We start from the raw sequence: 255 nt of genomic DNA on the forward strand, positions 1-255 counted from the left end.
CGCCGGCTCAGTCGCGGGCATAGACATCCTCGAAGCGCTGGATGTCGTCCTCGCCCAGGTAGGCGCCGGTCTGCACCTCGATCAGCACCATCGGCAGCTTGCCGGGGTTCTCCAGCCGGTGGCGGGTACCGAGGGGGATATAGACGCTCTCGTTTTCCGAGATCAGCTTTACCGTCTCGTCGATCGTCACCTGCGCCGTGCCCTCGACCACGATCCAGTGCTCCGAGCGGTGGTGGTGGCTTTGCAGCGACAGGG

1 protein-coding gene is annotated in these 255 nt (G+C 65.1%); it reads right to left on the minus strand.

The window, feature by feature from the left end; all coding sequences use genetic code 11:
- Positions 1-7: 7 nt before the first annotated feature.
- A partial coding sequence (locus EU805_RS17295) for a cupin domain-containing protein (RefSeq protein WP_129765212.1) occupies positions 8-255 on the minus strand: 248 nt, incomplete at its 5' end.

Origin of the sequence: Salipiger sp. IMCC34102 (assembly GCF_004145405.1) — a bacterium.
Taxonomy (GTDB): domain Bacteria; phylum Pseudomonadota; class Alphaproteobacteria; order Rhodobacterales; family Rhodobacteraceae; genus Loktanella.